Annotated in this window: 7 protein-coding genes; 6 read left to right on the top strand and 1 reads right to left on the bottom strand. The window is 31.1% G+C overall.

The genetic code is table 11. The features are described 5' to 3' along the window. The 5 genes from VK998_RS09085 to VK998_RS09065 all read left to right on the top strand — a co-directional run. On the top strand, positions 1–1,324 hold a 1,324-nt coding region (locus tag VK998_RS09085; protein ID WP_325227800.1), incomplete at its 5' end, for a molybdopterin-containing oxidoreductase family protein. Positions 1,325–1,351: 27 nt separating this feature from the next. Then, positions 1,352–2,194 (top strand): 4Fe-4S dicluster domain-containing protein, encoded by an 843-nt coding sequence (locus VK998_RS09080; protein ID WP_325227799.1) that lies wholly within the window; start codon positions 1,352–1,354, stop codon positions 2,192–2,194. A gap of 15 nt (positions 2,195–2,209) precedes the next feature. Further along, on the top strand, positions 2,210–3,535 hold the full coding sequence (rsxC, locus tag VK998_RS09075) for an electron transport complex subunit RsxC (RefSeq protein ID WP_325227798.1): 1,326 nt from the start codon (positions 2,210–2,212) through the stop codon (positions 3,533–3,535). A gap of 58 nt (positions 3,536–3,593) precedes the next feature. Further along, complete coding sequence (locus VK998_RS09070; protein WP_325227797.1) at positions 3,594–4,535, top strand: RnfABCDGE type electron transport complex subunit D; 942 nt, start codon at positions 3,594–3,596, stop codon at positions 4,533–4,535. 188 nt (positions 4,536–4,723) lie between these two features. Further along, entirely contained in the window at positions 4,724–5,785 is a 1,062-nt protein-coding gene (locus VK998_RS09065; RefSeq protein WP_325227795.1) for an ATP-binding protein, read from the top strand. Between the two features lie 32 nt (positions 5,786–5,817). On the opposite strand, the gene VK998_RS09060 is transcribed toward VK998_RS09065, so the two are convergent. Further along, the gene (locus VK998_RS09060) at positions 5,818–7,029 is read right to left on the bottom strand and encodes an alanyl-tRNA editing protein (RefSeq protein WP_325227793.1); all 1,212 of its coding nucleotides are present in this window, start codon (positions 7,027–7,029) and stop codon (positions 5,818–5,820) included. Positions 7,030–7,182: 153 nt separating this feature from the next. Between VK998_RS09060 and VK998_RS09055 the strand changes: the two genes are divergently transcribed. Next, positions 7,183–8,545 (top strand): ComEC/Rec2 family competence protein (locus VK998_RS09055; protein ID WP_325227791.1); only part of this gene is annotated, 1,363 nt, incomplete at its 3' end.

Here is an 8,545-nt window from a genome sequence, read left to right as displayed (position 1 = left end):
AGAATGGGCAGCTGAGATAACGGAAGTACCGGCAGAAGATATTCGACGTATTGCAATAGAATTTGGAACTACTAAACCAGCCCATATTTTTACACATAAACGAGATGCAGCAGGGCCAAATTATGCTAATAGTACTCGATTAGCTCAAGCTATAGTTATTCTAAACGCATTAGTGGGGACAATAGATAGAAAGGGAGGATTACTTTTAAAGAGAGGTTTTCCATCTGCTGATTTTGATAAAGTATTTCCAAGGCCAGATTTTCCTGAGAAACGAAAAGAAAGAATTGATGCATGGGAACAACGAGAAATTATGAATAGATTTACTAATGGAGATTTTTCGACAGTAGCCGATGGTATATTAAATGAAAAACCATATCCAACAAAAGCTGCATTAGTACGTAAGTATAATTTATTAGCTTTTCCTGATGCGAAAAAAATGGAACAAGCATTAAAAAAGTTGGACTTTATTGCTGTATGTGAAATTTATCCTTCAGAAATGGCTATGATGGCTGACGTGGTATTTCCAGAGCCACATTGGTTAGAGACATCTGGTGTAAAAGGAAGGGATTATTTTTCACGTTACCCACAATTAGCCGTTAGAACACCAGCAGTAGAATTGCCATATGATACTAAAAGTTTTGGAAAAATAGTTTTAGGATTAGCTGAAGCTATGAATTTAGGTCATTATTTTGAAGAGGCGTCAGGTACCAAATGGAACAATGCCATTCTTGAAGCTGCAGGTTCATCTTGGGATGAGATGAAAGATCATCCTACAGGACTTTGGGGACAAGAACAGCTTTTTGAAGAAAAGAAAAGCTTTAATACACCTACTAAAAAGATCGAATTGTATTCTACAGTTATGGAGGAAAATGGTTATGATCCTTTACCTTATTGGCAACCACGTCGTGAGGGACCAAATGAGGAATATCCGTTTAACTTTTTGATAAATAGACCTCCTATGCATAGAATGACAGAATCTCAAAATAATAGTTTGGTTCTAGAACTTTATAGTGAAAATCACGCCATACTCAACGATGAAAAAGCTGCTGAAATGGGAATAAAAGATGGAGATGAAGTATGTATAGAGTCTAGAGTTGGAAAAATTATATTAAAAGCTAAGCTCACTACTGGAATTAGAAAAGACTGTGTTTCAGTGTTTCATGGATTTGGGCATTGGAGTAAAGGCCTTACTAAAGCTAAAGGTAGAGGAGCAAATGATGGAGATTTAATACCATCAATGACCCATGAGGAAAAGAAATCTCTACATGATCCTGGTGCAGGTGCATGTATGCTCGACTTCCCAGTTAAAATTTATAAAATTTAAGGCACAATAAAAGGAGGAAGATAAGAGATGATTAATACAAATGAGTTGACTATGTTGGTAGATTATTCTCTGTGTATTGGATGCGAAGCATGTACTGCTGTGTGTAAACAAATATATAATGTAAGCCCGAATATTTATCGTACTAAAATCAATGAAAGAAGTACTGGAAAATACTATTCTGGAATTTCAGATGGGAAAATGAGAAAGGTATTTTTAAAAAATGCTTGTCTTCACTGTAAGGAAGCTTCATGTGTGATGGCCTGTCCTACAGGAGCATGTCATAAAAATGAAGACGGACTAGTTGTTATAGATGAACGTTTATGCATTAGTTGTAACTATTGTGCTAAGAACTGTCCATATAATGCTATTAGTTATGATAAAGAGAACGGAAAAGTAGAAAAATGCACCTTATGTGCCGAGCGAATTGGTGAAGGATTAGAACCTTTGTGTAGTACAGTTTGTCCAACAAAAGCTATTCGTTTTGGAACTAGAAATGAAATACTTGATCATGCCAGAAATCGTGTCAAGGATTTAAAAAAACAAGGATATGTAAATGCTAATTTATATGGAGATTGTCAGCTAGGTGGACAAAAAGTAATTACTATATTGGATGAAGAACCTAAAGCTTATGGATTGCCAGCAGATCCTCAAATTCCAATTATGCTTCGGGTTTGGAATGCTGCACCTATGCGTCCTATTGCATTATTAACTGCAGGTGTAATTATTGGATTTAATTTTCTACATTCTCGTAAGTATGGGAAAAAAACAGAAGAAGTACGGAAAAAACATGATAAGGCGCCATATTGTCATGTACCTCCTGGACAAGACGAAGATGACGACTTAGAAGCTATGGATAAAAAGGATAAATAAAAAGAGGTGAGATAAATGGATGTTAAATCTTTTAAAGGTGGAGCCCATGTTCCACATTATAAAAGTTTTACAGATAATATAGAAATAGAAAAAATGCCAATACCAGATCGTGTAATTATTCCTATGCATCAATGTCTTGGTGCTCCTTGTGAACCTTTAATAAAAGTTAATGATCGGGTTAAAGTAGGACAAAAGATTGGTGATTCTTCTGAATTTATTAGTTCACCAGTTCACTCAAGTGTAAACGGTGTAGTTGAAAAAATTGAAACACTATCTTATTGTAGCGGTGAAGATGCAAAAAGCGTTATAATTCGTGTTGAAGGAGAAGAACAAGATTTTAAACCAACATTTAAAAGAGATCCTAAATCCATGTCAAAAGAAGAAATAATAAATGCTATTCATGAAGCAGGAATTGTTGGTATGGGCGGTGCATCTTTTCCAACTCATGTTAACGTTAATACAAGGCAACCGGTAGAATATCTTATATTGAATGGTGCGGAATGTGAACCTTTTTTAACATGTGATCATCGAATTATGGTTGAGCGAGCCGATGAGCTTGTAGCAGGGGCAGAAATTTTAAGTTCTGTTATTGGTGCAAGAAAATGTCTTATAGGCATTGAAGTTAATAAGCCTGATGCTATAGAAGTATTAAAAGAAAAAACTAAAGATAAGGATCTTTTTGAGATTGTTCCATTGGCAGTAAAATATCCCCAAGGATTTAAATCTATTTTGATTAAGTCAACTACAGGAAAAGATGTAAAAAGAGGTGCTAGATCAGCGGAAATTGGTTGTATAGTACGTAATGTTGGGACAACCGTTGCTGTTTATGAAGCAGTTGTTTATGGGAAACCATTAATTGAACGTATAGTTACTGTTAGTGGTCCTAATGTACCAAATCCAGGTAATTTTATGATAAGGATGGGAACTTCAGTAGGACATGTATTGGAACATTGTGGTGTTACTGATTATAATAATTCTACCGTAATTTTGGGTGGACCTATGACTGGAAGAGCTCAAGATTCTATGAAGGCTCCTGTAGTAAAAAATAGTACTGGCGTACTTCTTCTCCCAACGGAGATAGTTAGAGCCTCTGAACCTTATGAGAATTGTGTTAGATGTGGTAAATGTGTGGAGCGGTGCCCTATGAGACTATATCCTAATCAGCTAAGTATTTTTGCAGAAACTGAAAACTATGAAGAATTGGAGGCATGGAATGTGATGGATTGTATGGAATGTGGTATTTGTGTTTATAGTTGTCCTTCAAATCGTCCAATTCTTGAATTTATAAGGCATGTAAAACCTACAGTAAAGAAAATGGAACTAATTCGTAGGAAAAAGTAGATTAAATTAACTGATTTCATTAGGATAGAATTGATTAATTTAAAGGAGGAGATCATTAATGGCTAAAAAGGGAAAATTGCCAGTATCATCAGCACCCTTTTTAAAAGAAGAAGTATTTATAGGTACTGCTATGAGGGATGTTATAATTGGGCTTATACCAATATCTCTTGTGTCTATTTATTTTTATAGAGGATATGCTATTATGTTAATGGCAATATGTATGGTTACTGCAGCATTAACAGAAGTAGTTTTTCGGAAAATTTTAGGGAAAGAAGTTAGGCTTAAAGATTGCAGTGCTATTTTAACTGGTTTATTTGTTGCTTTGCTTTATCAGCCAACAGTATCGCCTATAACTGCTATTTTTGCTACTATATTAGCTGTAGGAGTAGCAAAGGAATTAGTAGGTGGGTTAGGAATGAACCGTTTTAATCCTGCATTATTTGGAAGGGTATCTATGATTTTATTAGCTCCATTATTTGCAGGTATAGCTATCGGAAGCCCTAATTTAGGAACGATTGATGCAATAACTAAAGCAAGCCCTTTAGCATTGTTGGGAGGTGGCATGGAGATGCCTAATTATCTTCAAATGTTTGTTGCCTTTCCAGGAGGAGCTCTTTCAGAATCATCGCCTTTAGCTTTATTAATAGGTGGAGTTTATCTTTATAAAAAGGGACATATTAACTGGAGAGTTCCAGCTTCAATTTTTGGAACAGTATTCATAATGGCCTTTTTATTAGGACAAGATCCTATTTATCATCTATTATCAGGTGGCTTGATGATTGGTGCAATATTTATGGCAACAGATTGGGTTACGGCTCCAATTACTACCAGTGGGAAATTAATATTTGGAGTTTCTATTGGATTTTTAGTTATGATAATTAGAGTTTTTCTACCACCAACAGAGGGAGTTGCCTTTTCAATTCTTATAATGAATGCATTTGTCCCAGTAATAGATAAAGCAACACGTCATCTAGCTTTTCTTGAGCCAAAACAAATATAATATTGTCTTAGAGATATAAATAATTAGTAGAAAAATTTAAAAATTAAAGGCTGTGTAATGAAATTGTTTCAAGGCACAGCCTTGTTTTATTTATAGAACTATTTCGATGAGTTACACTCTACTACTATGCACATAATAATCTCAGCAGAATAAATTATAATAGATAATCTTTTTTAGGAGGTTGTAATATGATAAAGGTAAGAAGAATGTTTCCAGGAGGAAATACATCTCAAGGGTTTTATTCTTTTCATGATAACATAATTGGTTCAAATAAGAATATGCTTTATATATTAAAAGGAATGCCTGGAGGAGGAAAGTCTTCATTAATGAAATATATTGCTGAGAAGGTTTTAAAGGAAGGATATAATGTTGAGTATCATCATTGTCCATCAGATCCAGAGTCAATAGATGGAATAGTTATTGAAGAATTGAACATTGGAATAGTTGACGGAACTGCTCCTCATATAATAGATCCGGTCTATCCTGGATTGGTTGATAGATTAATAGACTTAGGTCAGTTTATAGACGTGAGAAAACTATCAGATTCTAAAAACCAAATAATAAATGCTAAATTAAACAATAAAAAAGCTTATGGAAAAGCATTTGCATACTTTAAGGCAGCCAAAATTGTCCATGAAATAATAGAAGAAGGTAATAAAACAGGTGTAGATTTTAATAGGGTAAATATGGAAACGAAATTGCTAATAGACGAAATAATTGATAAAAAACCAAATGATATAAAAGTAAGCTTTAAAGAAAGGCATTTATTCTCCAATGCAAATACACCACAAGGCTTTGTAGACTATACAGAGTTTATTTTGGAGGGAATCCAAACTATCTATTATTTACAAGGAGAAATAGGCACTGGGAAGTCCACATTGTTAAATAGACTAATAGAAGAATGTAAAATTAGAGGTTATCATATAGAAATATATCATAACTCTACTATACCTGAAAAAATAGAATCTTTGATAATCATAGATTTAAATATATGTATTACTTCTAATAAATATGGAATAAAATATGCAGATAAAAAAATAGACTTAAACAAATATTTTGATGATAGAATAAAAAATAGTGAAGACTATAATACTTATAAATTACTGATAAAAAAAGCTACAGATAGCCTAGCTAATGCTAGTGAAAATCATCAAATATTGGAGAAGGTATATAAACCTGCAGTAAATTATAGTGGAGTAAATAGGATTAGAGAAGAATTGTTAAATGAAATACTAGCATATGGAGATTAAAATTATTTTGTTTATAAAGAAGGATCTAAAAATTAGGAGATCCTTCTTTGAATATTTTCTATTACCTTATCATAAAAAGCCTTTAATATTTCATCTAGCATATCCTTTGGACAACCACCTTGTACGGTTTGAGGATTGCCTCCTCCTTTGATTTTTATGTCCTGGGAAATTTCTTCTAATATTTTTTTCATATTTATCTCTAAATTGTGGCTTCTACTTAAAACAAACCTTCCATTATCTTTATCCTTAACACCAAAAAGGGCTATAGTATTTTCAAATATAATTATATAGGGAAGCATATTCTGAATTTCTTTAAAATCCATATTCATGGATTTATTAAAAACAAAATTAATACCTTTTATTTTATCTGATTCTCTTATTAAATCTGAAGCCATATATTTATATAGTTTCTCTTTTAAAAGCCTATTTTCTTTTTCTAAGTTTTCTTTTGTATTGTATAATTGCTCCACTTTCATATGAACATCTTTGTCTTTGGAAGATAATAGTTTGCTAATATTTTTAATGGATTTATTTTTCCAAGTATAATCTTTTAAAGCTCTGTTACCACAGACGAATTCTACTCGAATATTGCCTTTATAAGATTCTACTTTTCTGATTTTGATAATACCGATTTCTCCTGTACTTCTTAAATGGGTACCACAACAGGGAGAAAAATCTATTCCATCTATTTCTACAATACGAATATTAGAATTAACTATTGGATCTTTTCGAACAGGCAATTTGTCCATATCCTCTTTTTCTACAATATATGATTTGATTAAAAAATTGGAAAAGATTATTTTGTTTGTAAATTCTTCTATTTTTCTAATGTCTTCTTCATTTATACTAGGAATGTCAATATCAATATAAACATATTCTTTACCAATATAAAAGCCAATAGTTTCACCATTAAACAATTTATAAAAAACTGAAGATAAAAGATGTTGTCCAGAATGTTGTTGCATGTAATCAAACCTATTGTTCCAATCTATGGATAATAGCACTCTATCGCTATGAATATTGTCTTTGACTACATGAACAATATCTACACCTTCTTCATATGTATCTAACACCTCTACTCCGTTAATAGTTCCTTTGTCTCCAGGTTGGCCACCGGCTAGATTTGGATAAAAAATTGTTTTGTTAGTTTTAATATAATATTTATTGTTCATATAATTTTTTTCTGTAATTCTAGCTTCCAATTGACGTAAATAAGGATTTTCTAAATAAATTTTTTTTGTCATCTTTGCACCACCTATTTCCTATAAGTATTATAACTATTCTATCATTTTTTCAGGGAAACTAACAACATTAATTACAATTACTATGCTATAATTTAATTTAGAGCTATAGGAATCCAATTTGAAAATTTAATGAAAATATAAAGGAATGATAATATGAGAAGACCTTTTGTGTTTTTCACCATTCCTATATTATTGGGGATTATATTTTATTATTATATTAGCACAAAAATCTATTTAATATTATTTTTATTAATAATAACCTTAATAATTAATTTAATTGGATTAAAACTAAACTATTCAATGACAGTATTTATTTTAATATCTCTGTTTTTACTAGGTATATTAATTACTGGTATTAAAGCAGAAGGCAGTAAACTAATAAAATATATAGATAGTCCTATTGAAATTAAAGGAACTATAAAAGAAGTAAAATCTGTTTCAGAAGGAGAAAGTAGATATGTAGTTGATGTACACAATATTAATCTAGAAGCAACAGATATTCAGATTTCAGAAAAAATATTATTAAAGGTTATAGGAGAAATAAAATTAGAACTGGGTGATGTAATAGATGTCAGAGGGATTTTGAAAGAACCTTTACCTAATACTAATCCTAAATTATTTAATTACAAATTAAACCTATTAGCTGAAAATATATATACCACAATGACTATTAAAGATTATTCCATAATGAATGTTGAAAAGGGAAAGTTGAACTTTTTACTTAGACTGAAAATGGGATTTGTTAATAGGGTAGAAGAAGGCTTAGACTTTTACTTAAGCGAAGGAAATAGTTCTTTGATGAAATCCATCCTATTAGGGAATTATTCATATCTAGATATGGAATATATTCAACAATTTAGAGATTTAGGTTTAGCACATATATTAGCAGTATCAGGACTACATATTGGGATAATAGCAGGTTTATTTATAATGTTGTTTGCATTCTTGGGAGTGGATAGAAGAATAAATATAAGTTTAACTATTACAATTATTTGGGTCTATGGATATATAATTGGCAGTCCTCCTTCTGTTCTTAGGGCGAATATAATGTTTACTATATTGTTATTGTCTCAAATATTTGCAGAACCCTATGATTCAATAAATACCTTGTTTTTTGCATTGCTAATATTGATTATATTAAATCCTTTTTGGATTTTTAATATTGGTTTTCAATTATCTTTTATTGCTACATTTTTTATTCTTTATTTGACAAAAAAATTCAAACCAATATTTTCGTCAATTGAGGGTATTATTATTAAATCCTTAGTAGGAATAGTATCGGTGCAAATAGGGTTGTTTCCAATTTTAGCCTATTATTTTAATAAAATTCCTATTATTAGCTTTGTACCTAATCTTTTATTGGTGCCTATATTTACTATTTGTATAGTACTTAGCATTTTTTTGATATTTTTATCAATCTTTACCAACAATATTTCATATTCAATTGGATTTATAATAGATACTTTATTAAATTTCCAATGTAAAGTTATTGAAATAATAAACTATTTTCCTATTT

The organism is Schnuerera sp. (genome assembly GCF_035459645.1).
In the GTDB taxonomy this organism is placed as follows: Bacteria; Bacillota; Clostridia; order Tissierellales; family Tepidimicrobiaceae; genus Schnuerera.
Note: the sequence above shows the minus strand (reverse complement) of the source record. Positions and strands in the feature narration are given on the sequence as shown.